Annotated in this window: 1 pseudogene; it reads right to left on the bottom strand. The window is 39.8% G+C overall.

The window, feature by feature from the left end:
• Positions 1-172 precede the first annotated feature (172 nt).
• Positions 173-505 (bottom strand): annotated as a pseudogene (locus tag ASC50_RS03995) (LPS export ABC transporter periplasmic protein LptC); the annotation flags it as partial.

Raw genomic sequence — 505 nt, 5'->3', positions numbered from 1 at the left:
GCCCGTAATAGAGGCAATATAAGCAATCCGATCTATGACCGGCTTAATTAAGTGAGACATTTTATTATTTTAAGCGTCAGTTCCCATAACATTTATTTTTTTACATTCTCTAATTCGGGTGCAAAGGTACACATTTTATTTTGAACTCACAAGTTTTTTTCGATTTTTTTTTTTACTCATTGGGCTTTTTATCTTGTGTTTCCTCCGGAGGTTCAAATTCGGTTGAATTTTGATACATCACGTAGTCGTCCATCTGCTTGTTGGTTCTGAAGCCTACGGTTGTTGAGAGGTTGCCGTTTTGCATGATTATGGCGAAAGAATCGGTGTAGATAGCCTCTCGCGAATATTCCGGCACCTGACGATTCCAATACAATTCGGATGTTTTCACATAGTTGCCATTGGGCTTTTGAATATCCACATGTCCAATCAGGCGAAACAACTCTTTTTTTTGGTAGTAGTAGGCTGTATCGGCTTCGATGCTGCCCACGACATGCAAACTATCGTC

Source organism: Candidatus Symbiothrix dinenymphae, assembly GCF_001431085.1.
This window is presented reverse-complemented; position numbering and strand designations above follow the sequence as displayed.